Consider the following 273-nt stretch of genomic DNA (forward strand, 5'->3'; position numbering starts at 1 on the left):
TGCGGTTGACATAAATACTGTGACGCCTGGACATATGCGGAGCCTGAGCCTCCGGCAATACATAAGCCACACCCTCGATGCCAGGACCGGTGAGATCAATGACATCAAAAGGAGTTTTACCAAGGCGCTCCCGGCCGGCATACAGCCTGTGCTGCTGATCAGTATCTTTTGCAAACACCGGCGATGTAGTGATGGTGGTGTTTTTCTCACTCTGCACCACAATTGAAACCGGCAGGTAACGGCCATAATTGCTCGCAATGGTGACCACGGAAT

1 protein-coding gene is annotated in these 273 nt (G+C 52.0%); it reads right to left on the reverse strand.

Annotation, left to right across the window (positions count from 1 at the left end; all coding sequences use genetic code 11):
- A partial coding sequence (locus ACX2DJ_RS13010) for a hypothetical protein (protein WP_462573167.1) occupies positions 1-273 on the reverse strand: 273 nt, incomplete at both ends.

It is taken from the genome of Altererythrobacter chaiwopuensis (assembly GCF_054957755.1).